23 protein-coding genes are annotated in these 24,402 nt (G+C 57.0%); 8 read left to right on the top strand and 15 right to left on the bottom strand.

Going from position 1 to position 24,402, the window contains the following annotated elements:
- Positions 1 to 153: 153 nt before the first annotated feature.
- The 3 genes from CA51_RS12155 to CA51_RS12145 all read right to left on the bottom strand — a co-directional run bounded on the left by CA51_RS12155 (position 154) and on the right by CA51_RS12145 (position 3,529).
- Positions 154 to 1,509 (bottom strand): hypothetical protein, encoded by a 1,356-nt coding sequence (locus CA51_RS12155; protein ID WP_145120904.1) that lies wholly within the window; start codon positions 1,507 to 1,509, stop codon positions 154 to 156.
- Between the two features lie 82 nt (positions 1,510 to 1,591).
- Entirely contained in the window at positions 1,592 to 2,533 is a 942-nt protein-coding gene (locus CA51_RS12150; RefSeq protein WP_145120902.1) for a DUF4339 domain-containing protein, read from the bottom strand.
- Between the two features lie 60 nt (positions 2,534 to 2,593).
- A complete protein-coding gene (locus CA51_RS12145; RefSeq protein ID WP_145120900.1) occupies positions 2,594 to 3,529 on the bottom strand; it encodes a cytochrome c in 936 nt (311 codons plus the stop codon).
- Between the two features lie 1,070 nt (positions 3,530 to 4,599).
- Between CA51_RS12145 and CA51_RS12140 the strand changes: the two genes are divergently transcribed.
- Entirely contained in the window at positions 4,600 to 5,190 is a 591-nt protein-coding gene (locus CA51_RS12140; RefSeq protein WP_145120898.1) for a MerC domain-containing protein, read from the top strand.
- A gap of 74 nt (positions 5,191 to 5,264) precedes the next feature.
- Here the strand turns inward: CA51_RS12140 and CA51_RS12135 are convergent, their stop codons facing one another.
- Positions 5,265 to 6,275 carry a CobW family GTP-binding protein gene (locus CA51_RS12135; RefSeq protein ID WP_145120895.1) on the bottom strand — a complete coding sequence of 337 codons (1,011 nt, stop codon included), beginning with the start codon at positions 6,273 to 6,275 and terminating at the stop codon, positions 5,265 to 5,267.
- A 190-nt stretch (positions 6,276 to 6,465) separates the two neighbouring features.
- Between CA51_RS12135 and CA51_RS12130 the strand changes: the two genes are divergently transcribed.
- From CA51_RS12130 to CA51_RS12120, 3 genes are all read left to right on the top strand, one after another.
- Entirely contained in the window at positions 6,466 to 6,912 is a 447-nt protein-coding gene (locus CA51_RS12130) for a hypothetical protein (RefSeq protein WP_145120893.1), read from the top strand.
- A gap of 75 nt (positions 6,913 to 6,987) precedes the next feature.
- Positions 6,988 to 7,668 (top strand): hypothetical protein, encoded by a 681-nt coding sequence (locus CA51_RS12125; protein WP_145120891.1) that lies wholly within the window; start codon positions 6,988 to 6,990, stop codon positions 7,666 to 7,668.
- A 132-nt stretch (positions 7,669 to 7,800) separates the two neighbouring features.
- Positions 7,801 to 8,220: a thioredoxin domain-containing protein gene (locus CA51_RS12120; RefSeq protein WP_197451787.1), complete on the top strand. Its 420-nt coding sequence runs from the start codon at positions 7,801 to 7,803 to the stop codon at positions 8,218 to 8,220.
- On the opposite strand, the gene CA51_RS12115 is transcribed toward CA51_RS12120, so the two are convergent.
- The 3 genes from CA51_RS12115 to CA51_RS25845 form a co-directional block, all read right to left on the bottom strand.
- The gene (locus CA51_RS12115; protein ID WP_145120887.1) at positions 8,188 to 8,619 is read right to left on the bottom strand and encodes a Fur family transcriptional regulator; all 432 of its coding nucleotides are present in this window, start codon (positions 8,617 to 8,619) and stop codon (positions 8,188 to 8,190) included. The genes CA51_RS12120 and CA51_RS12115 overlap by 33 nt on opposite strands.
- Before the next feature lie 63 nt (positions 8,620 to 8,682).
- Positions 8,683 to 9,030 (bottom strand): hypothetical protein, encoded by a 348-nt coding sequence (locus CA51_RS25850; RefSeq protein ID WP_197451786.1) that lies wholly within the window; start codon positions 9,028 to 9,030, stop codon positions 8,683 to 8,685.
- Positions 9,031 to 9,058: 28 nt separating this feature from the next.
- Positions 9,059 to 9,430 carry an ArsR/SmtB family transcription factor gene (locus tag CA51_RS25845; protein WP_197451785.1) on the bottom strand — a complete coding sequence of 124 codons (372 nt, stop codon included), beginning with the start codon at positions 9,428 to 9,430 and terminating at the stop codon, positions 9,059 to 9,061.
- Between the two features lie 287 nt (positions 9,431 to 9,717).
- Between CA51_RS25845 and CA51_RS12105 the strand changes: the two genes are divergently transcribed.
- On the top strand, positions 9,718 to 10,686 hold the full coding sequence (locus CA51_RS12105; protein ID WP_145120885.1) for a ZIP family metal transporter: 969 nt from the start codon (positions 9,718 to 9,720) through the stop codon (positions 10,684 to 10,686).
- 429 nt (positions 10,687 to 11,115) lie between these two features.
- Here the strand turns inward: CA51_RS12105 and CA51_RS12100 are convergent, their stop codons facing one another.
- Positions 11,116 to 11,823 (bottom strand): HoxN/HupN/NixA family nickel/cobalt transporter, encoded by a 708-nt coding sequence (locus CA51_RS12100; RefSeq protein WP_145120883.1) that lies wholly within the window; start codon positions 11,821 to 11,823, stop codon positions 11,116 to 11,118.
- A gap of 194 nt (positions 11,824 to 12,017) precedes the next feature.
- A complete protein-coding gene (locus tag CA51_RS12095) occupies positions 12,018 to 13,691 on the bottom strand; it encodes a pilus assembly protein (protein ID WP_145120882.1) in 1,674 nt (557 codons plus the stop codon).
- A 452-nt stretch (positions 13,692 to 14,143) separates the two neighbouring features.
- On the opposite strand from CA51_RS12095, the gene CA51_RS12090 reads away from it, so the two are divergent.
- Complete coding sequence (locus CA51_RS12090; protein ID WP_145120749.1) at positions 14,144 to 15,568, top strand: IS4 family transposase; 1,425 nt, start codon at positions 14,144 to 14,146, stop codon at positions 15,566 to 15,568.
- A 319-nt stretch (positions 15,569 to 15,887) separates the two neighbouring features.
- On the opposite strand, the gene CA51_RS12085 is transcribed toward CA51_RS12090, so the two are convergent.
- Positions 15,888 to 17,258 (bottom strand): CobW family GTP-binding protein, encoded by a 1,371-nt coding sequence (locus CA51_RS12085; RefSeq protein WP_145120880.1) that lies wholly within the window; start codon positions 17,256 to 17,258, stop codon positions 15,888 to 15,890.
- 212 nt (positions 17,259 to 17,470) lie between these two features.
- Here CA51_RS12085 and CA51_RS12080 point away from each other — a divergent pair, with 212 nt between their 5' ends.
- On the top strand, positions 17,471 to 17,824 hold the full coding sequence (locus CA51_RS12080) for a cation transporter (RefSeq protein ID WP_145120878.1): 354 nt from the start codon (positions 17,471 to 17,473) through the stop codon (positions 17,822 to 17,824).
- A gap of 599 nt (positions 17,825 to 18,423) precedes the next feature.
- Here CA51_RS12080 and CA51_RS12075 read toward each other — a convergent pair.
- The 3 genes from CA51_RS12075 to CA51_RS12065 are packed head-to-tail and all read right to left on the bottom strand — an operon-like array spanning position 18,424 to position 21,723.
- Positions 18,424 to 19,185 carry a tetratricopeptide repeat protein gene (locus CA51_RS12075; protein WP_145120876.1) on the bottom strand — a complete coding sequence of 254 codons (762 nt, stop codon included), beginning with the start codon at positions 19,183 to 19,185 and terminating at the stop codon, positions 18,424 to 18,426.
- Position 19,186: 1 nt separating this feature from the next.
- Positions 19,187 to 20,026, bottom strand: a complete 840-nt coding sequence (locus tag CA51_RS25840) for an OmpA family protein (protein ID WP_231746145.1) — start codon at positions 20,024 to 20,026, stop codon at positions 19,187 to 19,189.
- Positions 20,026 to 21,723: a type II and III secretion system protein family protein gene (locus CA51_RS12065; RefSeq protein WP_197451783.1), complete on the bottom strand. Its 1,698-nt coding sequence runs from the start codon at positions 21,721 to 21,723 to the stop codon at positions 20,026 to 20,028. Before CA51_RS12065 ends, CA51_RS25840 begins: the two co-directional genes overlap by 1 nt.
- Before the next feature lie 572 nt (positions 21,724 to 22,295).
- On the opposite strand from CA51_RS12065, the gene CA51_RS12060 reads away from it, so the two are divergent.
- Positions 22,296 to 23,528 (top strand): lipopolysaccharide biosynthesis protein, encoded by a 1,233-nt coding sequence (locus tag CA51_RS12060; protein WP_197451782.1) that lies wholly within the window; start codon positions 22,296 to 22,298, stop codon positions 23,526 to 23,528.
- On the opposite strand, the gene CA51_RS12055 is transcribed toward CA51_RS12060, so the two are convergent.
- Together CA51_RS12055 and CA51_RS26475 are read right to left on the bottom strand one after the other, a co-directional pair.
- Complete coding sequence (locus tag CA51_RS12055; RefSeq protein ID WP_197451781.1) at positions 23,498 to 24,133, bottom strand: hypothetical protein; 636 nt, start codon at positions 24,131 to 24,133, stop codon at positions 23,498 to 23,500. The two genes, CA51_RS12060 and CA51_RS12055, sit on opposite strands and share 31 nt — an antisense overlap.
- Positions 24,123 to 24,353, bottom strand: coding sequence for a hypothetical protein (locus tag CA51_RS26475; RefSeq protein ID WP_231746144.1), 231 nt, complete (start codon positions 24,351 to 24,353; stop codon positions 24,123 to 24,125). The genes CA51_RS12055 and CA51_RS26475 overlap by 11 nt, the downstream gene beginning before the upstream one ends.
- Positions 24,354 to 24,402 lie beyond the last annotated feature (49 nt).

Below are 24,402 nucleotides of genomic sequence, written 5' to 3'. Positions count from 1 at the left end.
AGAGTTTCGCCCCGACGGCCGCCAATAGCGGCCATGAATGAACTCGCAGACAATGGTTCACGCCTGGGATTCTACCATAAAGATGCCTTGCGGCTAGGATCATAACCGGCATCGGCGGTCAAGTCGGCCAGCAAATAGCGGGTCGTCGGCAGGTTATTCCGCCAACACCCGCGTCAACTGCTCGCGAATGATCGCTTCGCTCCCGCGACCGACCCAACGCCAGCTGTGGCCAAAGCCTTCGTCGAACGCGCGTTTGGTTGGAATGTACCCGGTCCAACTCTCGCCAAACCCGACAGCCATCACAAAGGAATCCGGTCGCAGCCGTTGGGCCATCAACTGGTATCCAACAAATGCTTCGCCGGGCAACAGCACGATCTGCGCGATTCCCAAATCGAGGCAGGGGAGATCGATCGGCTGCGTCTCCAGTCGCTCCAGCGAACTAAGTCCCATCGCCGCCAAGATCCGCGACTTCTCGCTCGCCGTGTCGTCTTGTAGCACAGCAGTCATCGCTTCCTTCGTGAACTCCTCTCCCTCGTGAAACGGCAACTGCAACTCGCCGCAACGGAAGTCGTATTCGGTGATCGGTTGACGCTTGGCCGCCGCAGCCGCTTCGACCATCGCGCGATACAGTCGATCAGCCAGAATGCCGCGCGTCGCCGGCGCCCCGTCGTTGTATTTACCCGCGGTCACGTCGCCGCTGCACCCAGTCAGGTAGATCTGCATGCTCCCTTCGGTGTCCAATTGTCGACGCCGCCGCGCCATGCCAACAAAGTCGGCGGTCACGCCTCCCCGACCGTAATAGCTCATCGGATGCGTAGCGTACGAAGTCAGCGTCGCCAGTTCGCGGTCTCCATTGTAGAAGTGAATCGACTTCAGAAACGGATCGATCTCGCCCGCATCCGATTCCGCCTCAGCAGATTTCGGATCCATCCGGCTGCCGCGGTTGTATCCGACTCGGCCGTCGGGATATTCGACACGGCGGTTCGATGCGATCTGGGCGACCTTCGCTTCGCTGGCTGCGACGTGGGTCAGCGGCTGAGCCGATGCGATCGCAGTCCGAACCGCGTCGCTGACTCGCGCGATACAGTCGGCGTGAAAGGCGACATCGTAGAGTTCCCCCTGCATGCCAACGCTGTCCAACAACGCTTGTGCTCCGCTGTCGGTGACCGGTGCGTCGTGCTGGTGCAGCGAACAAACCATCACGCGGTTGCGGTCCGTCTTGGCAGCAGCGGCCAGCTGATCGCGCCACTGGTCGTAGGCGCCGTTGCGTACTTCGCACCAATCCAACGCCACGATCACGACCGGCTTGCCCGAGCCCAACAGAACCAAGCCTCTCGCTTCCAAGGGATCTTCGATGCGTTGCGCTTTGATCGGCAGGACGCCCATACAACGATGCCCCAGCGGAATCGTGATGTCGGCGGCGAAGGTCGCCAAGCGGAGCTGATCGGATTCGGCGGCGACGACACCGCTAGTCAACAACAGACACAACAACGCGCAGTAGCGAAACATGGGAGGACTCATTCAGGGGGGAGGGAGAAAGGAGAACGGTGGGGAGGCAGGGTAACAGGAAGGATTGGCGAGTAGACCACGATCAAGCGTCGACGCTTTTACTGACGACAACGAGGATGATCACAACGATCAGAAACAGACTCACGCCAGCAAGCATAGCGATCATCCGCGTCCGCCGCTTGCGTTTGGCCATTTGCCGCCGTTCGAATTCCGACGGCGATGGTTGTGGCTGGAGATCGACCGCGGCCGAGGAATCCGTCGACCGGATCGGTTCATTTACGGCGAGAGGTGATTCGGGAAGGTCGGCATTGAGATCGATATCCGCAACTCCCAGCGTCGCGAACTTGGGGCCAAAGACCTCTTCGGCGGCTCGCCACTGCGCCCAACCGTCGCGCCAGACAAGCGATCCGGGAACGACGCGGTGCTCCTTGATCCACTGCTGCAGCAACGAACCTCCCGCCGGACCATATTGCCCGCCGCTAGGAGGCCGCACATACCAGACGACGTCGCCGGCGACCGCCATCGGCGACGATTCGTCTTGCGAGGTTTCATGCTGCGATTGATCGGGCGTCGCAATCGATGGCGGCGGCGGATCGGTCGGAACGTTTGATTTAGAAACTGCTGGTTCGGAAACCGCCGCGATCTCAGCGGGCTCCGGCGACGGAGCAGCATTTTTGGCGGATTGATCGCCCCGGGAAACTTTCGCTGGCGAAGATTCAGGTGCCGCCGAGACCGGGGCCCGATCGACCGAAGAAGCGGTGGCGGGCTTCGCCGGTGCTGGATCGGGAGCGGGCGACGTCTTCTCGGCAGCGGCGGCGGCGGCTTCGTCGGCCGCTGAATCGTCACTCGCTGGCGAGTCGTTGGATTCAGGCGAATCGAGATCGATCGGGATGGACAATTCTTGGTCGCCCATCGGGATCCGAAACGACACTTTGCAACGGGGGCACTTGCCCCGCTTGCCCGCCAGGAATTCCTTGACGTTCAAGCGATGCTGACATTCATGGCAGTGAAACCGAATTCCCATTGCTCACCCGGGATTAGAAGCGTCGGCGGTGCCGCGACGATGGTAGGAAGTTGGACGCGACTAGCGGTACTGTTCGTGGCAGGCGTCACACGCTTGGTTGATCATTCCGACAGCTTTCCGCGCTCCGTCGGCGTCCCCCTTTTGCGCCGCCTGACCGACCAACAACGCTGCATCGAGCATCTGTTTGGAAAGGTTGACGTATTCCTCGTCGTCCGCTTCGTCCATTCCCTCTTGGATCAAAATGCTGCCGACCAACGCGACCATGTCGCTGAACTGCTTCACTTTGTCGGGACTGTCTTTGACGCCCGACGCGTCGTTGGTCAGATCGGGGAGCTTTTCTTTGGAGAGCGTTTCCAGATAGCTCATCAAGACCGAGCGGTCGGCGATCCGAGACCATTCGGTTTCCGTAGCCGCTGGCGGGCTCGACAGCGAGCTGCCGCCGAGCAGGTCGTCGAGATCTTGCTTGCGACTTTTACATTCGTTGAAGACCTGGATCGATCCGGAGTTACAGTTGCCAGCGGTGCGAGCCAACAAATTCCGAGCCGCCTCGGCCTGCTCTTTCCAGCGAATATCGCCTTCGTAGTAGTGGACGACGCCAAACAACGTTGCCAGGATCGACAGCTCGGTCCGCGCCGCGACATAGCCTCCGCTCTTGAAGGCGCCTGGCTGCGAGACGTCCGAATCGAACAACAGCTTCTGTCGTTTGATCTCGTCTTCGATACTCTGAGCGCTGGCCAGTTTATTCCAGGCACCGCCGACGTCTTCGGTCTCCTCGTCATCCTTCGTTTCCGCTCCAGCCACCTGCGGACGGATCCCTCGCAGCGCTTGGACGTTCGGACGCGATGCGGCAACCGATTCGGAGATGTCTTCGAAAAAGACGCCGCGGAAAGAATCGGCGCCGAATCTCGGCGGCTTCGCTCGCCGCTCTTTTGCGATCACCGGAGCGATCAACAGCCCAAGCAAACAGACAAACACTATCGATTTTGATCGAAACATCAAATCTTGGATCCCACAACGCAAGCGGCCAACGTGGCCTGTTCAAAGGGTACTGGAGTCGAAAAACTCTGCCGTCGGGCGTGTACCTATTATGAAGCCAACTCTGCCGCCAAACAACATCTCGAGCTCGCCGCAATCGAGCAATTGTGCGAGATCAGCGCTCGTTTTGCCGCGTCGCGGGCGCATAAACCGTCCACTTCCTCCAAATGGTACGGTGGAACGAAGATCTCCGGCGCGGAATACAACGGCAGTTCGGCTCAAATAGATTCACGGAGTACTCTCTCGCAACACGGTTCGCCGCCCGAAAGGAACGCCCCCACCGCGTTAGGCCCGCGAAACTATCCGCTCGCAAAACGCCATGAAGTGATACTCTGTTGTCGTAACCGCCCTCGCGAACTATCTGAATCGAAGCTTGCGAAGGCTTGAAGTCCCAGCATGATGCACACCGCGAACGCGCTGGGGACAGGATGCCCAATGCACCGCGGAGATTTGGCGGGCAGAAAAAGATTCAGGACTCAAATCTTCTTTTGTGCCATGGAAACCTTTTCTACCGAGGGGCCGCGACGGAGCCTACAGATGCCCGCAAGGGTGCCATCGCATCCCGCTGCATGTATTAGAAAGTACACAAGGACGTCGAGATCGATTGCTTCGCTAATTAAAGGCACCGCCGAAGCGAGTGGCACACCACAACACGATGTTAGAAGCCAGTGCCATCTCAACGTGGAAGTCGCTGTCAGAGCTTTGGTGATCTCCCAGGTCGGAATGCTTTTGTGCTTGCTGTCCCAATAGTGGAATTGGGAAATACGACGGAGGATAGTGTTATCTCTCGGCGCAGATTGAGTTGACACCTCGCCTTCGAATTGGCATACTTGCACACCCTTTGCATATGCACCGATTTTGTTTTGCCTGCGATCACTTGCAGCGACGACGGGAAGGACGCGAGGAAAACCTGGAGAATTCAGTGACGGTTCTCTGTTTTTCCAGTGTTTCAGTGACGACGCCTTTCCGACCATCGTTTATGCAAAAGCAATCTCGCCCAAATTTCCAGAAGATATATCCGAGGTGTCCGCATGAGCGATCAACCGTATTCCCTGCCCGTTGGACTTGATCAGGCGGCTGTGCCGACAACCGCCACGTCCGCTTGGAAAGATTGGATTGGCATCGTGGCGTCGGTCGCGTGTGCGATTCACTGCGCGGCGATGCCGTTTGTGATTGCGTTTCTGCCGGCACTTGGTTTGAGTTTCCTAGCCGACGAAGCGTTCCACAAGTGGATGGCGCTAGCCTGTTTCGTGATCGCCCTGGCGGCGTTCGTTCCCGGCTGGCGAAAGCACCGGCGACTGACTCCAGCTGTGATCGCCTTCATGGGGATCACCGTCATCACCAGTGCAGCGTTTGGGATGACGGGGGATTGCTGTGCCTCCTGCGAAACGGCCACCGCCGCCGCAACCGCCTGCACCGATGCTTGCTGTTCACACTGTGCTACCGACGCGACTCAACAAGCGAATCTGGTGGCGGCGAACACGACCAACGCCAACATTCTGAATGTTCCGACGTGGCTGATTCCCTGGGTCACGCCACTCGGTGGATGCCTGCTCGTTTGCGGTCACCTGCTCAATCGCCGGTACGGTTGCCGATGTGGCTGTTGCGAAATTGACAACTGAATTGCGGTTCTACCGGCGCGCCCATGCTCCGGCTTGGCGTATTTGCGATCGGTTCTGGCTGCGGCATTTCAGGATCACTGGCATTTCAAAATCATCTGTTCCAACTCGGGCCAGCCGGAGGTCGGAATGTCGGTGATGATTTCGAGACGACTGTCGCGACGGTAGGTAGTTGTTTGGAATGACGTTTCGTTTTTACTGCGGTTGATCACCCACCAATCATCCCGGCATCGGAACACACCCTTGAGACGGACGACGGGCTGAAGGTAACCCAATAGATCGAGTAATTGATCGCGATCAAAAATCTCGTCGACTGAGAAGATCCAGCCGCACGCCCATTGTTCATCTCCCTTGTTTTCAAATCGCCTCGGCTTGCCAACTCTTGGCGGAGTTTCGATTTCTGTCAGCTCGCTGATGCCGTGCTGGTGCTGCGAAGCGAGTCGGTCGTGATCGTGCGCGTCGCCGAATTTGGGCGGTCGAACGACGGTTTGCCGCAGGTCGAGCCACTCGGGTTCTATCTTTCCGTAGCTGGTTTCGACAACTAACAGTTTGGGCGGGTCAAACGATTCGATCCACCGGCGGCATCGCTGCGTCTGCTCGGATGCTCTTTTGTCAGCGAACGTGATGGCCACGACATCGGCCATCTGAATTTGGTCGTGAAAGACGGCCGAATCACGCCATTGCGGCTTGTCCCAATCCTGTGGATCGATCAGACAGATCGTGGCTCGCAAGTCGATTAGCTCGCTAAACTTTTCACCGCGCAGTCGATCGACGAGCGCCGCCGGATGCCCCGCACCGCTCGGCTCCAACAAGATGCGGTCTGGCTTGCTGCGACGGATGAACTGGTCAAACAGCGGATCGAACACCATCGCAACGGTACAGCATAAACAACCACCGCCAAGTTCTTGCACGTTGACCTCGGGGGTCGCCGAGTCGATTAGCATTTCATCAATGGTCACCATGCCATATTCATTGACAAAGATCGACCAACGCTCGCTATCCGGGCGGTGCTTCAACAATTCATTGATTGCCGTCGTCTTGCCGCAGCCAAGAAATCCGGTAATCAAGTTGGTGGGGATCTGTTTCATAAAAGGGACGTTTCATCGAACGTGAAGGAAGTTGCCGAATCGTAGCCCACGAAGTTTGCCAGCCATGTTTCGATGCCTCTCTGGAAAACCAGGATTTTCGCGTTGCTGGGCGAACCAACCGCTATTGCAACCGTATTGCATGTATGCATCAGGTTACCTTTCTTCCTCCTCAACCGAAAGGCGTTTTCCCATGTCGCATTTGATTCGATCGCTTTGTTTCGTGGCAGTGTTTTTTGGTTTCAGTTCGCTGGCCTCCGCTGACGAGCCGACTGAGCGGATAGCGGTGGACCCTGTTGATGGATTCTCCGAGGCGAACAGCATCGCGACTATCGTCGCGAACGAGCGATTGCTTGTTCGGATTGTGAAGTGGGTCGACGCGCCTGCGGAAAGTCTGTTTGATCGCCGAGGCTTGGTGGTCGCCGGTGGCGATGGCGTGAGGATGCCGATCAAGCGGATGCTCGAAGCCAAGTGCTTTGTCTATGCGCCTATTGAGGAGTTGCCGATCGAGGCAATCTATCGTGAACGGCTGGCAAACCACGGCCTGAAAGTTGTTCCGGTTGCGCTGCCTTCACCGCGCGCTCGGCTGAAACGCGTGCAAGAGTCGCAAAAGCAATCGCTGATTGCGATGTTGCAATAAAAGGAATCACTGGCCTTGCGGACGTGGTAATGAGTACTGAGTGGGGAAGGGGCTCGTGCCCTCGTCCACTACCGGGTGGGGGAATTAGCTGGTGCTAACTCGAAGGAAGGTGCGGAAAGTATGCAGGATTCATGTGTCGCGACTATTGATCAGTTGAGTCTCTGCCCCGAACGCGAGTCCTGCGAGCAGGCTCGTACTTTCGCAGCCGGGTTGCTGAACCAGCAGCTCTGGTGCTGGGGCCAGGATATCAAACATCCCAAGGGCAACTTGCTTCTTGAGTTCGGCTTCCAACGCACGTCGCCGCCGGATGAACAGAAAAATTGTGCGAGCATGTATCGGCTGGAATTACCGTGTGATCAACGGATTGTTCTGCGGGGCTTTGGCGTCTTTTTTGGAGATGACCGCCACGGAGGCATATTTGTCGAACGGTTTGGTTTTTCGCCTCAGCTCACATCGCAGTCGACACTAGACACCGACGCTTGGTCGTGCGAAGACCTGCCACCGATGAAGCCACCGGGTAACGAGAAGCAAGCCATTGCATGTCGGTTGTTGATGCTGAGTCTGATCGAGTGGATCGTCGACTACGAACGGTATGTTCGTCAGCGAAGGGGACCAGCTTATCGACCCGCGTCACTGCGGCAATGGAACAATGGCAAACGATTCTACTTGCCTGCCGAACAGATGATGCCTGCGTGGCGAAAGATTAGTTTGTTATCTGCAAGCGGGCGTCTATTGCCTGCCGAACACGTTGCCTAGCGAATCCTAGGTGACTTGGACGCCAATCAAAGCAGCAAGCCATTTCCTGGTTCGAGTGACCTCAAGCGGAAGTCGTGGGAGACTGAAATGCATAGTTTTGTTTCTGAATGCCTCGGCCGATCGATCATCGCAATGACGACGGTATGCATCACACTGGGCTGTTCGCCACCAGCCGACACGTCCACCAATTTAAGTTTCGACGAAGCATCTCTACCGGTCGTCAGCGGTACGCACTTGTCGACATACGTTCGCGACAGTGAATTGCCAGTTTTGGTTGAGTTCGGCGTCGATTTCAACTGCCCGAGATGCCAGCAAGTCAAATCCGATGTCGTTGCCCTGTCGAAACGTTTGGATCGGCGAGTCGATGTCGTCCGAGTCGACTTCAACACCAACGCGAGGCTTGTCGCACAGCTGGGCGGAACGATTTGCCCGACCTATGTTCTGTTTCAAAATGGAGAGCCGGTGGTGACAAGAAGCTTTCCCGTCTCGCTGGATCTGATAGAGCGTGAAGTCGAAGGCCTACTCGCAGTCGTTGCACCGACCGCGCAGTAGAATTTCCGTCACCTTTCCAACTTGTTGGCTTGCACGTTGGCTTCCCGCGGTCAGTTTGACATCGTCGAGGCAGGAGACGGTGCCGCAGACAGTGCACAAGAAATGCGGGTGCCCTTCCGATTCACCTTCACCGGGGCGGACTTCCTCGAAACGATAAACGTGATCGCCCAATTCGGTACGCCGAAGCAGGCCAGCTTCGGTCAGGTCGTTCAGGTTGCGGAACGCGGTCGCCTTATCCACTCCGCTTTCGGCCAGCTTCTCAGCGACATCTGCGTGCGTGAGCGGTGAAACCGCTCCGCGAAGCATTTGTAGCGTTGCGAGTCGCGCCGGGGTCGCCCGCAGACCGACCGCGCGGATCGCATCCTTAATCGAATCGGTAGCGGAGGGTGAGTGCTTCATGGATTTGACGTAGGGACTGCGTTGACAACGGGGGACGTGTGATTCGCGGCATGCGTTGCCGCGTTATTTGACAACGGCAACCGGGCCGTGGTCATCGCAGTGGTCCCCGTGGGGATGATGCAGATGGCCGTCGACCAGATAGTCGATGTGATCGCCGTGCGGCACCGGTTCGTGCCCACAACCAGGACCGTGGACATGGCCAGGTTCGTGTCCGCTGCAAGAATGCGCGGGAGTGCAGGTGGCCGGGTTCGACTCGGTCACTTCAAGCTTGTGCTCGACGACGCTTCCGTCATCGGCCACATGATGCAAGTGACCGTCGTGCAAATAGTCGACGTGATCACCGTGCTGAATCCCGGTGTGTTCGCAATCGGGGCCGTGCTTGTGGTCGTGATTTTCGTGAACGTGGCTCATCTTACTGCTCCTGGTTTGAACTGAAACATCAGCAATCTTCCATCGCGTGCATGACCCCATTGGTCACCAAGCGCGAAATGTGTCCGTCGGCCAAACTATAAAACACGTGCTTGCCCTCGCGGCGAGATCGGACGATCCGTTCGCTTTTAAGGACACGCAACCGCTGGGAAATGGCCGGCAACGGTTCCGCCAGAGCATCGGCGAGCTCCGAAACGCAGCACGAACGCGCCTCGAGCATGATCAGCAGCCGCAATCGCTGCGGATCCCCTAAGGCACGAAAGATCGCCGCCGCCCGCTCACAGGCAGTATCGTCAATCTTTACCGGATAATGATCGTGGTCACCGTCTTGGCAGCTCGGCGAATCATCGTCGGTCGGTCGGTTTTTCGCTTCAGAATGCATAATGACAACGGTTTAACAATTGCAGGACTATGCAAGTATGCAGCACGACGTGGCCAATGTCAACTCGGAGGTTGGGCGGCGCCGGGAAAAAGTGGGCGAATCGGAGGGAAACAACGCCTCATCGACTCGATTCCCGGGCTGGGGGCTCAGGCCCGCAGACGGTGAAATGGGAAGGAACTTTCCCTTCTGCCGACTCCACGTTGCTTCCCCCTGACGGACGCATATGCACATTCGATGCAAAAGCTTAAAATCTGCATTTTGATTCCCTTTCCCAAACTGCTGACTTTATGACACCCTCTGTTTTGTTGATTGTCTATTGCCTCTTGATCGCGATCGCTTCGCTGGCCGGAGGCAAGCTGTCGTCGCTGCTGCGGATGACGCATCTGCGGACCCAGTTGTTGATGAGTGGTGTCGGGGGGCTGATGCTGGGCATTGCGCTGCTGCATCTGTTGCCTCATGGTGGCGAGCTGCTGCAATCGCACTCGAAGGCCGGCGCTGGAGCGCTGGCGGGTTTGACGGTGATGTTCCTGATGATCCGCTTGTTCCACACCCACGATCACTCCATTCCAGTGACCGAAGACAACGGAAGCAGCGACTTGGACGCAGAGACGCCAGGGCACCACCACGCCGATCACGATCATTGTTCCCACGGGCATCATCATGGTGACGCCAAGGGGATCAGCTGGGCGGGCCTGTTCTTTGGCCTCTTGCTTCACACGCTCGTCGACGGGGTGGCTCTAGCGAGCAGCGTGTTGGCCGACGCCGCCCATGGCAGTTGGTTGGGACTGGCAGGGCTGGGAACGTTTTTGGCCGTTTTGCTACACAAGCCGTTGGATGCGTTTGCGATCACGTCGGTGATGGGAAAGCAAAACTGGCCCAAACCGGCGCAGAATGCCGCCAACGCTGCATTCTCTCTGGCCTGCCCGGCCGGTGCGTTGGCCTTCTATTTCGGAGCGACCATGTTCGCCGCCAACTCCGAAATCCTCGGCTGGGGGCTGGCCGTTTCAGCCGGTTTCTTTATCGGGATCGCCCTTGCCGACTTACTGCCGGAAGTCGCTTTCCACCACCACGATCGCGGCAAGTTGACCACGGCGTTCCTGTTCGGGATCGCGATCGCGGTCGGGATCGAAAACCTGCCCGGTCACAATCACGACCATCACTCCGGCGGCCACGAGGCATCCCACAGCCATGATCACGACCACGGTCATGATCACGACCACGGTCATGCTCACGACCACGACGGACACGATCACTAAAGAGCGACACCAACGCAAGGGGCGTCCAAGGTTAATCGACGGCGAGCGAACCGGCGCGTAAACCCTCCCCGAAAAACTCGCTTGACGCTTGTTTCTCGACCCTCCCAGCTCCGCCGGGCGGGTGACTTTGTTGGGCCGCTGTGACCGTAAATTTACCCTCCCCAAACGAAGTTTGCGGGGGAGGGTCGAACGAGCGAAGCGTTGTTCAGGGAGGGGCGTCCGGTGTCAATCCACAGCGAGCGACGCGGCGTGTGAACCCTCCCCGAAAAACTCGCTCGACGCTTGTTTTTCGACCCTCCCAGCTCCGCCGGGCGGGTGAAGTTGGGGGCCGCTGTGATCTGGAATTCACCCTCCCCAAACGAAGTTTGCGGGGGAGGGGCGAACGAGCGAAGCGTCGTTCGGGAAGGGGCGTGACGCGGGGACCGAAGATCAGCCGGCGACGATCATCCGCCCGCAATAGAACAATCCGACCGCCATGATCAGCGAGGCGCGAATGTAGGGCCAAGGCAAGCGGGCCAGTCGACTCTCCTTGCCGATCAGGCTCCCGCCAAAGCGTTGCAAGAGGATACCGACGAGCGTCAGGCTGCTCGCGATGCCAGCGGCGAACAAGCCGATCACGGCGTAGGCGGCGACCGGCGTTCCAGCCGACATGCTGGTGAAGTAGGCAGCCAGGGCAGAGGGACAGGGTAGAAGTCCAAAGGCAACGCCCAGCAACGCACTCATCGAGTAGCTCGAGCGTTTGGAAACCGGCTGCGAATCACAACTTCCTTCACGATGCGACTTGCACCCGCACGTCGCTGGCTTCGATCGCCACGCCGCCCAAAGCATCCAGAGGCCAACGCATATCACCAACGCAGCACTGATCCACTGCAACGCACCCGTAACAACTGCGTCATCGTGATGATGGTCGCCGGTGACCAAGTGGTGCGTCAGGTGGACCGCCATCGCGATCGCAATCAACGAGACCGAATGGGCCAACCCACTGGAGACGCCCATCACCAACGGATGCCAAATACTGCGTCGTTCGCCCGACAGATAGACCAACATCGCAGTTTTTCCGTGGCCAGGCTCCAAGGCGTGCAGTGCGCCGAGGCCAAAAGCCAAGCCGAGGGTCAGTTGGTGGGCGTGATCGTGCATAGCTCTATCGTACGCCGAAAACCGCCCGTCGGTTCAGAAAATGCCGTATCAGGCTTCTTGTCGTGGTTTTGCTTCGGACCAAGAGACACGAAGGATCGTAGGCAAAGTCGGGCTGTCCGCGTGCGTGCCTCTGTACGCCGCAGCCATTTTCATGTCAAGGTTTCGTCAATATCGAGAATGCGACAGGTTGGCCGCTAGTCCTCAATTCGCTCGAAGGAAACCCAGTTCGTTTCGGGTTGTCCTGTTAAAGAGACGGAGATGCTTGCATTTGTTTGAGCTTCGGGGACTCCGTCCTCATCGGTGAATACACGGACTTGCAATATATCTCCCTCATCAACCTTGATGAGTGTTTGGCCACTGATTGAGATTCGCTCACTGTGCCCCATCGCAACCTTATGCGCGGCGATCAGCGATTCACGCACACCGTTCTTGTAGAGCCAAAGCTGAAGAACGTGGTTGACTGCCCAAGGTACATTTGCCTCAAACTCCGCTGCAACCGAAACCCGCCATACGCCGTCATCGTGGGGCAGTAATTGAAGCACATTCGTTACGAAATCGTTATCCGCAGATGGAGGTGGAACAATTGGGAAATCAGTGAAGTAGCGTTGCAGCCCGTCACTGAACCGATCGGCTACATGTACTTCGAAATCAAGCGGTTGATCGTGGTTATCTTGGTAGACAGAGAATGGGGCGACCGGGGTATCCGAGGTCGGTGGTTCCTCCGACAGGTCGAACTCATCATCCAACTGAAGAACGTCGCTCTCATCCGCTTCGTACTTCACCACGGCCGGCGTCGGTTCCAATCGAAACAACGAACTTGCCTCGAATACGGCGCGGTAGGGCCGAACCGTTGTGACAAAAGCAAAACTCTCGCCCAATCCATATTTGCCACGCGAAGACGATGCGCCGAACTTTGGGTTCGCTGTGAAGGCAGTTTCGGGAAACTGATAGCCAGCAGGAAGTGTTTCAAATTCGCTGTGCGTCGTACCAGCGTTTAACGCCTCAGGTGCTTGCGATGTAATCCTATTTTCGCTATCCCTGACGACCGCAAGGTCGATCATCGAGGCCGGTTGAGACGGATAGAATATTACGAGCTTAAACGTAGGCCCTTTAGCTCCACTGCTTTCGATACTTCGGACGACTGTCACCGGAGCCACCCAGTTTCGTGCGACGGGATGTGCTTCCGTGAGTTCTAAAGGTTTGATGTTGAACGTTCGTTCAACGCCATTCACTGGCTCACCGTTCAAGGTGTCATCCAGGATCGGAATCAGAACGGTTTGGTACGTTTCACCGTCCGCAGTGGTCCGCTCTACCACAGCCCCCGGGTAGCGGTAGGCTCCCTGTTCAGCTTCCCCATTGAGAGCGACATCAGGATCGAAGATATAGCTTGGTAGAAGAGATCGATTTATCTCAGGAATCTCTTTCGTGTTGCCCGGATCGTCTGGGTCCGTTAGATAACGCCAACGGTCAGGACTAAGAATCAACAAACTTTCGTCGTACAACGGAAGCATTTCCGTTTCGCCATTCAGGTCGTACGCGATTTGATACTCAGTCAAAAATCGAAAGACCTGCCGGGCGGTGACGTTTTCAAAGTCGTGGTTGTTGGGGTCAAAAAAATCGTCCGACATGGAGTCGCTGAAGTGGGTGACGAAATGCTCCCTGATCAACACAGGATGTTCGTCCAGCACCCGCCCCGCGTTTTCCGTCGCGATGTTGTTTTGAAACGATCCCAACCCGAGAACGATCAGCCCCAAGAACCCGGCCAGCATTGCGGTCAAGACAAAGCTGATGATCGCAAACTCGACCAGCGCTTGACCGGAGCGGGCGGCTCGCGGGTTCGTGCGGGCTGCAGTTGTTCGGTTTATCATTGGATGGGCTCGCGAGGACTTGCAAATGCAGTTTGTTTGCATTGTAGATCGCACCTTCGGCCCCGGCAATAACTTGCCGCGCCCGGTGGTTTGAACACAGCGAACGATGCCCTCCCCTCCCGGTGGGGGATGCAGGTCTTGCTTGCGATCGGAGCCGCTTGATGGCGCTGCGCTCGTTCCCGTGACCAATGACAAAACTCCCTTCGGGGCATCGCTAGGAAACGAAAGGAGCAACGAATCGATGCTGAAAGGACTCGTTGCCTCGTCCACTACCGGCGGGATCGGTTTGTGCCGGGACTCGTTGCCTCGTCCACTACCGGGGGAATCGGTTTGTGCCGGGACTCGTTGCCTCCTGTTGATTACCCACAAGTCGCCGCAAAAACAGCTCGTTTTGGCACGGTATTTGCGCTTGTAGTATTTCATTTTGCACAATGAAATCTTAAGGTGAAAGCATGCAACCGACCAGTATCGCATACGAATTTCAAGATATTCAACTTGGAGACAAACGTCTCAACGATCGAGCCGAAGCGTTGCTCGCCTCGCTGGCGGCCAACCCTTCGGCCAGTATCAACGAAGCTTGCAGTGGCTGGGACGAAACCAAAGCCGCCTACCGTCTATTCGATAACCCCAACGTCGATCCAGAAGCCATTCTCGGGGCTCACGCTGAAAAGACACTCCAACGAATCAAAGCCCAAGACACCGTTTGCATCGCACAAGATACCACCGAACTGGACTACACCGCGCATCCGCCCGAAGGCGTCCGCAATCTCGATCGCTTAGGCCGCCGTGGACTTTACGATCATTCCCACATCGCCTTCACGCCGGAGAAACTTTGTCTCGGGGTGGTCGGTGTTAAGTTCTACGATCGCGACAAAGAAGCGCTCGGCACCAGCAAGAAGCGAGAAGGCCAACCCCTACACACCGGCGAAGGGCAACGATGGCTCGATGGTTATCGCAAGGCCTGCGAGATCGCCGGAAAATGTCCTGAAACTCAGATCGTTTCGCTGGCCGATCGCGAAGGAGACATCTACGACATTTTCGTCGAAGCCGATCAGCATGAAACACCGGCTCAGTTCGTCATTCGCTCGCAGCGAAAACGCTCGTTGCCGGAGAAAGACCCCGATGGCGGGCCTGCGGCTTATAAGAAAATGCGTGCCGAAATCGCATCCGCCCAGCCGGTCGCTTACCGCGAAGTCCAGCTTCCCCAAACGCCCAAGCGAACCAAAGGATCAGGAAACAAACAACACCCCGGCCGTGAAGCACGCACTGCGAAGTTAGAAATTCGAGCGAAGCGGATGACTCTTCGTGCGCCACACAACAAGCAGTCTTCGATGCCGCCGGTCGAGATCAGTGTCGTTTGGGTGCGCGAGATCGATGGCCCAGGCGACGGAACCGAAGTCGACTGGCTGTTACTGAGTTCTCTGCCGGTCGACACGATTGCCCAGACGCTGCGGATTGTGGATTTGTATGTGGCTCGTTGGCCAATCGAAGTATTCTTTCGAGTTTTCAAAACTGGCTGCCGGGTCGAAGAGATTCAACTCGAAGCGAGAGACCGACTGATCCGCGCGTTGATGTTTTACAAAGTGATCGCATGGCGGATCATGTTTGTGACCTTCTTAGGCCGCGAGTGTCCAGAGCTTCCCTGTGATGTCGTCTTCAGCGAAGCGGAATGGAAGTCGGTCTGGAAAGTGGTGGAAAAGACGGCTCCCCCAAAGCAAGCTCCTGAGCTGTCACAATTCATCCCGGTCCTTGCGACCCTTGGCGGCTACAATCACCGCCAAGGCGACGGTCCGCCGGGAGCCGAAGTAATCTGGCGAGGCACGCGGCGAATGCTCGACTTCGCCCTCTGCTGGCAAGCCTTCGGACCAGACCAATGACTTGTGGGTAATCGACAGCTCGTTGCCTCGTCCACTACCGGCGGGATCGGTTTGTGCCGGGACTCGTTGACTCGTCCACTACCGGCGGGATCGGTTTATGCCGGGACACGTTGCCTCGTCCACTACCGGCGGGGGCGGTTTATGCCGGGACTCGTCGCGTCGTCCACTACCGATGGGATCGGTTTATGCGAGGACTTGTTGCGATTTGGCTGCCACGCGGCAGTCGATTTCGCCGCCGCGCGTCAACCTATTTAGCAATCTGCGATCACCGCGCAAACGTTTTCAAACCGGAACCGGCGAAACAAATGAGTCGCGTTCGCTAATGGTCGTGATCGTGATGATGGTCGTGGTCGTGGCCGTGGCCGTGATGGTGGTCAACGAGTTCCCAGGCAGGAATTGGATCCTCGAATTGAAGCCACGCCTCCGGTCCCGCCTCAAATTCTTCATCCGTCAGCAAACATCGCTCGATCTTCTCTCGGAAGTCCGCCTCGTTCAGATTGTGTCCGATGATGACCAATTCCTGACGGCGATCTCCGAAAGGTTCCGCTGAAATTGCTGCGATGTACTGCTGCAACTCAGGGTCGTCCGGCCTCTCCTCTTCTGGCACCGCAGACCACCATTCTCCCGAGCACTGCAACGATCCGAGCCGCCCCGCTTGCTGCCAAAGTCCGGCGAGGTCCATCCGAGTTGCCAGCCAGACGCTCCCTTTGGAACGCACGGCACCTTTGAAGCCCCCCTTGGAGAAGAACTCAAAGAATCTGGCGGGATGAAACGGTCGTCGCGATTCAAAGATGAACGACTCGAAGCCATACTTTTCCGCATCAACATCCATCCCTTCCCCAGGATTTTCCAACCAATTCGGCAGCGTATCGGCCCACTCCTCCGTGAACAAACCTGTGTTGAGGATCTCCGTCAGTTCAACTTGCCCAAAAGAGGCCTCCAAGAGCTTGGCTTGAGGATTGAAGCTACCAATCATCCGCCGTAACAGGCCTCGCTGTTCGTCGGTAAGAAGATCGATCTTGTTGAGGACGATGACGTTTGCAAACTCGATTTGGTTGACGAGCAACTGCGGAACATCTCGATCATCGTCTTCGCTCATGCCCAGGCTGCGATCACGCAATTCGTCGACCGAATTGAAGTCTTCGAGGAAATTCACTCCATCCACGACGGTCACCAGCGTATCCAATTGCGCCGCGTTGCTCAGGCTACGACCGTCTTCGTCTTCATAGATGAACGTTTCTGCGACAGGCAGCGGTTCGGAGATGCCCGTCGATTCGATTAGCAAGTAATCGAAGCGGCCCTCGGCTGCCAACCGGCCAACTTCTTGAAGCAAGTCTTCCCGCAAAGTGCAGCAAATGCAGCCGCTTGAAAGCTCGATCAGCTTCTCCTCGGCACGATTTAAGCTCGCACCTCCGCCCTTCACCAGTTGCGAATCGATATTGATGTCGCTCATGTCGTTGACAATCAATGCGACGCGCAACCCTTGGCGATTGTTGAGCACGTGACTCAGCAAGGTTGTCTTGCCGGCACCGAGGAACCCAGAAAGCACTGTCACCGGAATCCTTGCCTTGACCTCCTGGGTGGTCGGCAATGTCTTGAGGATCGACAGTGTGGGCACGCTCGATTGCCTCGATGGGATGTCGTTTTCATTCGATTTCGGGGAACCACTGTTGCACTCTGAATCGCTCATTTAACCTATACCTTCTTGCTCTTATAAATCTGCAGCCGTTGCTAACCTCAAAGCACCCTTCCTGCAAAAGGATTGCACTTGCGGTTGACGAACCATTTTTGGAAGCTTACTTTTGCATGTTGATTGCAAGTGCGTATTGAACTCGTGTATCGGTCCCATGTAAATGGGACCGGGTTCAGCGTGTGCACCTCCACCAACAACAGGAGCTTCTGATGTCGACGATTGTAAAACGAACCAGCTATGTTTCGATCAGCGCAGCTCTCTTGATCGCTTTGCTTGCGTCCTCGCAATCGCATGCCGAAACGAAGTCGCGAGTGACGACAACGATCACCGTCGGCGAAATGTGTGGTGGATGCGTCAAGCAGATCATCGCGCGTTTTGACAAGGTAAAAGAAGTTGCGAAGATCCATTGCGATATCCAAACCAAATCCGTGGTGCTATACCCCGCGAAGAATATTCGCCTGAGTCCCGCAAAACTTTGGGAAACCATGGAGAGCATCGGTAAGCACCCATTAAAACTGGTCGGCCCCGACGGCACATTCACGTCCAAACCAAAGAAGAATTAGCGTTGCGGCCGGATTCGCGTCTCCGAAAGTGAATCGTTCCCCGGATGTGCTGCAAGTCGAATTGGCCTACGCCCGCGGCAGCGCGGCGATGCGGCGTGACGGATTGGTCGAACAAGGCGACTCGATCCTAGCAAGCTTACCCGAACCGGAACGGGCTGTGCGTCGCCCGGTTCTCCGACTTTGAGTCGCAACCTTGCTGTGGCCAAAGTGCAACTAAGGGCGATCGGATTGCATTCCGAAGAGGTCGACGTCCGACCGGGCGGTTCCGGCGGACCGATTTGCCTGCAACAACACCGAAGAGATTTCCCCGGGCCGATACGCACTGCCCATTCTCTGCAAATCGCAGGCGATCGATTGGAAAAGTATCACGACACTTGCAGTTTCGGTGTCGGCTACTTCAGCAATTATTCCCCCTGCAGCCAGCGACGTGGAGAATACCGCGGGGGCAGGTGCCAGCCATTTCGAAACACGACAGCTGGGTGACAAGCGACTCGGTCGGGGATGCAAAATGCTTCCCAAACGGCAGTGCCGGGGAGAGCCTTATCGCTCTCTTGCATCATATCAGCCACTTGGCGTTCACTCGAACGCTCCCCGCGACATCAACGTATCGGATTGCCGGCTGGTGGGACCGCGAAACTGCTCCCCTCTGGAGCCGTGGCGAATTGCGGAGAGGCCGCCAATCGATCGAGCACTGGCTGGCCGACATCGATACTCGGATCGCGGCGACTCGCTTCGGCCAGCAGCGACTTTGCAGCTTCGACTTCGCCAGCCCGCAGACGCAGCATTCCGATGTTATGCATCGCGGCTGCCGGACCAATCGCCTCGGTAAACAACGCTTGGGCTTCGTCGTATCGACCATGAGCTCCAATCACCACCGCTAGATTGATCGTCGCTTGCGTGTGATCGGGTTGCAGCCGCAAAGCTTCCCGCAAACTCGCCTCGGCTCCGCTATAGTCGCCGGTTGAATAGAGGAAATAGCCGTAGTCGCAATGCAGATCGGGATTGTTGGGACGCTGCTGCAACGCTGTTTTGTATTCGCGTGAAGCTGCGTCGGTCATCCCCGATCGGTCGTAAAGAACCGCCAAGGCATGGGCGACATCGGGCTTCGTCGGATCGTGCTTGCGGACCTCCAGATAGGCTTCGATCGCCTCGCGATCCATCCCACGCTGTTCGGCCAGCTGAGCGGTCTCCCACGCGATTGCAAGCTCTTGATCGCTAGGATCGGCAAGCACCTTGGAATTCGTCGGCGATGGCTTCGTTTCGCTCGGGACGCGTGATAGGCCGCTGCGGTCCCAACGCGGCAAGCCAGCGCAACCGAGGGTACAAAGCAGCACCAGTCCCAGTATTTGCGGTTTGATCATCCTAGAAGATACCTCCGCCGCCAAACCCGCTGCCGCCGCCACCAAAACTGTTGCCGCCACCAAAACTATTACCTTGCCCTTGTCCAACCCCACCGCGGTTGCCCGTCCCGGTTCCAGTGAATTGGGTGTTGTAGATTTGGGGAGCTTCGATACCGCGAACGCCGACAGCGCGATCATCGGCGAAGCCGACCCATTCGGGAGCGTCGGGAACCCCTGCTTCTGCAAGCGCTTCGATCACCGCGTTGCGACGGTCGAACTGCAATTGCTGATTCGACTGAACCGCCTGTTCATAGGTTTCGCCCAATGCGAGTGCGAGCGGTTCTTTTTCGATGACGACAAGTTGTGGCTGGTTTCTCAGACATTCCGCGATCCGCTGGACGTGCTGCTTGCCTTTGGGGCCCAGCTGGCTGCCACCATCGAACCATTCGTTCCGCGTCACCATCCAGTGGTGTTCCTGCGCCCGTTGAGCCATCGCGCCTTGCCACTGAGCGACGTACGTTCCCAATGGCGCGGGGACGGCTTCGCAAGGTACCGGATCGACACAACGATTGGCGAGATGGATCGAAGCCGCCGGTGGAACAGTGCCCGCGTCGACAGGCAAACAGTTTGCCTGACCATCGGGACAACATCGATCCCGTTGCCCATAGGGCGACATGTGCGAACATCCGCACAACAGCGCCACGTGCATCGACATGATGTATGCAGCCAGCTTGCGACGTCGCCGCATCGTGCGTTGGTGTTTTTGTGTTGGCGTGTTGTGTTGAATCATCGTCTGCCCTCGTCGTTCCCATGCAAATTTGTTAGCCGTCTCTGCCTTCAACATCGATGCGATTGAGACCATCAGGGGACCTCACGCAGCAGCTGGTTGGCGGGCGATGCACAATCGGGCAACGGGCGGCCGGACGCATGGCCGGGCATTCCAATGATGTATTTTTGTTCGCTGCGGCGGAATGCGTGCATCTTTGACACATCGCTGCGTACCGGCGTGCGATAGTCCTCGGGGATGGTGCCGTACATCAATCCTCGTAGGAAAAAATCGAGATCGTCCGGTTCAAAGGTGTCGCTCCCGGGCAGGGGCAACGGCATCGTGGCGGGAAGAGGTGAAACCAAATAAGGCGTCACGATGACCATCAATTCCTGTTCCTGGAAATCGGAAGACTTCTGCGAGAACAGGTTGCCAACGTACGGCAGGTCGCCGAGGAAGGGCACTCGGGCGGAGGAGCTGCTCAATGAGCTTCGAATCAAACCAGCAAGCGCCAATGATTCGGTGTCGCGTAATTCCACCGTCGATGTGACCGTCCGCGTTGTCAGGCTCGGTGGTTGGCTCGGATCGCTGTCGTCACCGCCGCCGCCGTCGGTCTCGGAGATCGTCGCCTGCAACTGCAACCGGATCCGATCCCCATCGGTGACGGTCGGCAGGACGGACAACTGAACGCCAAACGGAACGTAGGTGATGTTCTGGTTTACCGCGGCGACAGTCGATACCGATTCGAGGATCGGGAACTCGCCGCCGACGAGGAAATTCGCCGGCTGGCCGCTGAGCGTGGTGAGGTTGGGTTCGGAGAGCGAACGCGCCATTCCCAGTCGCTTGAGCGCGTCGAATCGCAAGAAAAATTGATCGGTTTGAAAGGTCAGTCGCCCCAGTCCCGATGTGTGTGTAAAGCTGATGTCGCTGGTGTCGTCCGAATCGACGCCGAACCGTGTGGTGGCGATCAGACTGCGTCCCGAATCGCGAACGACTTCCGCCAAGGTGACCTTCAACATCACCTGATGGATGCCCGCGATCTCCAGCATGTTGACCACGCGGTTGTTGATCTGGGTGGCGTTGGCACCGGTGACCGTGTCGCCACGAAATATCGACTCCACCCCGCCCGCATTGGTGATCTCATCGATCGTAAATCCATCGACCGACTGAAACGACGTGGGCTGGATCGCATTGGGCTGGAACAAACTCGACGCAGTGGGATTTTGGGACACAGCGGGGATAACGCTCGCCGATTGCTCGACCTGATCCTCGGTAGGCAAACTCTGCGATACGATCCGCAAGATCTGGGTTGCCTCTTCGATATCGCGTGCTTTGCCACGCACCACAACCTGAGAACCGACGTAGCTCAAGTCGACCACGCTGTTGGGAAAACCTCGATTGAGGTCGCGTTCCAAATTTTCCAACAGGATATCGTACTGCCGCGAGCGTTCTGGATCCTCGGAGACTCGGACCAGGTAGCTCAGTACCTCTTGGCCGCTCGGAGCACTAGGGTCTTCGAACCACAGGTTCAACACGGTCGAACCGACCGTTTTCCCGGTGACGCTCAGTTCCGTTTCGGTCAGACTCAACACATCGACGATCGTGGGATCGCCAACCTGGTCGCGAAACGCGGGCACTTTAAAACGCAGAATCGAGGGGCGGCCGACGGTCACGTCGAGCGTCCGTTCGGGATCGATCCGTTCCGCAAGAAAACGCTGCTCTTTCGCACTCAACGCGCTGGGTGGCGAAGAATTGAGCGTGTACGCGGCAGGTGCTTTGCGCGGCTGCGGCATCGTCGACGGGGAGAGCGGGGCCGGCAGCGACTGGCCCGCGTTTTCAGGAGTCGCCGGGGCCTGCCCTATAGCGGAGGACGGCAGCCACGCGAATGCAAGCAAGCCGGCGGCGGTTAGCCGGAGCGGTATTCGTTGAAGTGTGCCCAAGCCAGGCATGCATCACCTTGATAGAAACGGGTTTGAGGGCCAATCCAGCCGGGCGACCAACCCCGTCGGTTGCTTTCAATATCGGCACCCTCGGCCGTCGACTTGAGCGGTTGTAGCGGCTGTACCGATTCGATCGCGGGGACACAAAATAGTGCCCGCCAGTTGGCGAGATAGTCTCAAGCTTGGATACACAGAGGTGTCGTGACGTCACGCCGGCGCCGCTGTGCAATGGTTCGTCCCATGTCGAGAAAACAAACCGGATGGCTATAATCAAGCGAAGTTTGCAAGCGATTCGCGTTGGGATCAACGAGCTCGTCGTTCGGCGTGCTCGCGGAAATATTAAAGTTGGTGAAATGCCCCTTGCCCTTGCCAACGTGGCTCGCTGATAGTGCTACCGAAACTGGAACATGCTACCCAAATCACCGTTGAAACGACTCAAGACTGCAGGCGAACGTCGGGTTGCCTCGGTGATGATCGGCCTCGTGATTTGCACGGTCGTCTCGCAGACGTGCGCAGCCGCGACCTTCCTGCTATTTGCCAATTCACTCGGCACAGCAGACTTTGGCAAACTCAGCGGTGCCATGTTCTTTCAACAATTCTTTTCTACGCTCAGTGTCTCTGGATTTCGGAACGTGGTGATCCGCGAACTTGTTAAGCACCCGGAGCAACAAAACGCCATCACCGGCTCCTACTTGTTCCTTTCAGGCGGCATCGGCTTAGTGATGGTCTTCCTGCTTGCCATTGCGAGCTTGCTAGTTCCGATCGATAGCGGCGAGCGTATGGCTTACCTTGTGATCTCAATAGGACACGTCGGCGCCTGCCTTATCCCAAACGCGATTTACGACGCCAAGGGGCAACAGGTGCGCGGCGCGTCGATCGCCGCTTGCGTCGATGTGATCGCGGTCATGCTCACTTCCGCCCTCTTTGGACTGGAAATGATCTCGGTACCGATAGCTGCATCTTTGGTTGCGGGCAAATGGACTCTGGTGGCCGCCGCTTCGCTCACCGATCTCGCAGTTCGAAATGCTGATTTCCGACCGTCATTTGATTGGTCCCAAGCTAGCTCGTTGTGGAAATCCGCACGGATGATGTCGATCGCGACAACCCTAAACGTCGCACCACTATCGCTTGGGGTCTCACTGACCCGAATCCTGTTTGGCGCAGGCGAAGCGGGACTGTTTGCGATCGCTGCATTTGTACTGCGTTCTCACGTGACAGTGATTGGTCTGCTTACTCGAACTGTCTTTCCGCACGTCGTCAGTGCGACTGGTGAGACACCCTCGTTCGCACGTCGCGTGTTCGCCGCCTTTGGTGGGGTGACCTTGCTTGTCACGACCGCGGCATTTGCATGTAGCGAAGTGGCGTTAGCATTTTTCCTGCCAAGCGAATATCAGGCATCCCGAATCACGATTGCTATTGTTTTATTAGCAGGAACGGTTCGCGTGGCAGGCGTCGTCGGCAACATGTACTTGGTTGCTCAATACAGTGAACAAGCGTTAGTTGCGATCGCGATCGTGGGCGTTGCTGTATTTGCCATCGCACTTGTGATTCCTTTGCCGGTCTGCGGACGAAACCAGATGGCATTGGCTCTGCTAGCCTCCTCAGCCACCATGGCAGTCAACTTGCTCTACCGGCAGCGTGATAGTCGATTCAGTTGAGGACAGATGCTGAAGGCAAGGTTGGTCAATCCTACGCGGGAAAACAGTTTTGGCGAGGCATTGTGCCGAACACGCAACTCTTGCATCGCCGCCGCATCATCTCCCTGTGCTCCGATCTCGGACCAGAACCGCCCGAATGTTTCGTCCGGTCGATCGATATCCATCTCAATCTGATGCGATTTGTCTTTCAGAAAGTGCGAAACGTTGTCAGTAACGGTCTCGACGTAATCCAAGCAAACATCGATCGGCAATTCAGATCGAGATGGATTCAACAAAACCGAAGAACGGTAGCCAGCGATGATACCACGGGTATACCGTTTAGCAAAACTCTCCGCCGTCTTGATCGGATCACGGCGCAGGTGAACGTAATAGGCATCGTTGCCAAATTGCCGGTCCATTCGCCCCAAAAACCAGGTCAAACGGTTGTCTGCTTCGATATGAGCGTGCGGGTAGTTCAAACGCTGGGGGCCGATCGAACCCGATCGGGTTTCATGCCCGGCGGAGTAGTTTTTAATATGTCGGCATGCCTTGAAAAAGGAGACGGTTCCGCAGCGACCTGTCCCCAGGACAAAGATGTTCGAAAATCGCGTGTCTCTATTTCGCATCGTTGAAGCGCTCCGCGTCGATTCCAGAAATTCGGCACCATGCCAAAGTGCTCGCCTGAGCATCCCACAGGTAGGGCGTTGGCCCGCTCAGATCGATCTGTTTCCAATTCGTCAAACGACGTGTCGATGTATGTTCAATGGCATCTTGATAAGCTTCGCGCTCGGCGTTATCAAAGAGTATCACTCCGCCGTCGGCGACCTTTGAAATCGCGTGATTCAAACAAGCACATCGGGATCGGCCATCGACGAGAATCAAGTCGAACGAATTA

The sequence above is a fragment of the Rosistilla oblonga genome (assembly GCF_007751715.1).
Taxonomy (GTDB): Bacteria; Planctomycetota; Planctomycetia; order Pirellulales; family Pirellulaceae; genus Rosistilla; species Rosistilla oblonga.
The sequence above is the reverse complement of the archived record's forward strand: the minus strand, read 5'-3'. Positions and strand labels throughout refer to the sequence as shown.

What these genes read in the sequence shown, in the direction of transcription:
- CA51_RS12155 (WP_145120904.1), bottom strand. Translation starts at nt 1,509, where the DNA reads ATGTTTCGCTACTGCGCGTTGTTGTGTCTGTTGTTGACTAGCGGTGTC.
- CA51_RS12150 (WP_145120902.1), bottom strand. Translation starts at nt 2,533, where the DNA reads ATGGGAATTCGGTTTCACTGCCATGAATGTCAGCATCGCTTGAACGTC.
- CA51_RS12145 (WP_145120900.1), bottom strand. Translation starts at nt 3,529, where the DNA reads ATGTTTCGATCAAAATCGATAGTGTTTGTCTGTTTGCTTGGGCTGTTG.
- CA51_RS12140 (WP_145120898.1), top strand. Translation starts at nt 4,600, where the DNA reads ATGAGCGATCAACCGTATTCCCTGCCCGTTGGACTTGATCAGGCGGCT.
- CA51_RS12135 (WP_145120895.1), bottom strand. Translation starts at nt 6,275, where the DNA reads ATGAAACAGATCCCCACCAACTTGATTACCGGATTTCTTGGCTGCGGC.
- CA51_RS12130 (WP_145120893.1), top strand. Translation starts at nt 6,466, where the DNA reads ATGTCGCATTTGATTCGATCGCTTTGTTTCGTGGCAGTGTTTTTTGGT.
- CA51_RS12120 (WP_197451787.1), top strand. Translation starts at nt 7,801, where the DNA reads ATGACGACGGTATGCATCACACTGGGCTGTTCGCCACCAGCCGACACG.
- CA51_RS12115 (WP_145120887.1), bottom strand. Translation starts at nt 8,619, where the DNA reads ATGAAGCACTCACCCTCCGCTACCGATTCGATTAAGGATGCGATCCGC.
- CA51_RS25850 (WP_197451786.1), bottom strand. Translation starts at nt 9,030, where the DNA reads ATGAGCCACGTTCACGAAAATCACGACCACAAGCACGGCCCCGATTGC.
- CA51_RS25845 (WP_197451785.1), bottom strand. Translation starts at nt 9,430, where the DNA reads ATGCATTCTGAAGCGAAAAACCGACCGACCGACGATGATTCGCCGAGC.
- CA51_RS12105 (WP_145120885.1), top strand. Translation starts at nt 9,718, where the DNA reads ATGACACCCTCTGTTTTGTTGATTGTCTATTGCCTCTTGATCGCGATC.
- CA51_RS12100 (WP_145120883.1), bottom strand. Translation starts at nt 11,823, where the DNA reads ATGCACGATCACGCCCACCAACTGACCCTCGGCTTGGCTTTTGGCCTC.
- CA51_RS12095 (WP_145120882.1), bottom strand. Translation starts at nt 13,691, where the DNA reads ATGATAAACCGAACAACTGCAGCCCGCACGAACCCGCGAGCCGCCCGC.
- CA51_RS12090 (WP_145120749.1), top strand. Translation starts at nt 14,144, where the DNA reads ATGCAACCGACCAGTATCGCATACGAATTTCAAGATATTCAACTTGGA.
- CA51_RS12085 (WP_145120880.1), bottom strand. Translation starts at nt 17,258, where the DNA reads ATGAGCGATTCAGAGTGCAACAGTGGTTCCCCGAAATCGAATGAAAAC.
- CA51_RS12080 (WP_145120878.1), top strand. Translation starts at nt 17,471, where the DNA reads ATGTCGACGATTGTAAAACGAACCAGCTATGTTTCGATCAGCGCAGCT.
- CA51_RS12075 (WP_145120876.1), bottom strand. Translation starts at nt 19,185, where the DNA reads ATGATCAAACCGCAAATACTGGGACTGGTGCTGCTTTGTACCCTCGGT.
- CA51_RS25840 (WP_231746145.1), bottom strand. Translation starts at nt 20,026, where the DNA reads ATGGTCTCAATCGCATCGATGTTGAAGGCAGAGACGGCTAACAAATTT.
- CA51_RS12065 (WP_197451783.1), bottom strand. Translation starts at nt 21,723, where the DNA reads ATGCCGCAGCCGCGCAAAGCACCTGCCGCGTACACGCTCAATTCTTCG.
- CA51_RS12055 (WP_197451781.1), bottom strand. Translation starts at nt 24,133, where the DNA reads ATGCGAAATAGAGACACGCGATTTTCGAACATCTTTGTCCTGGGGACA.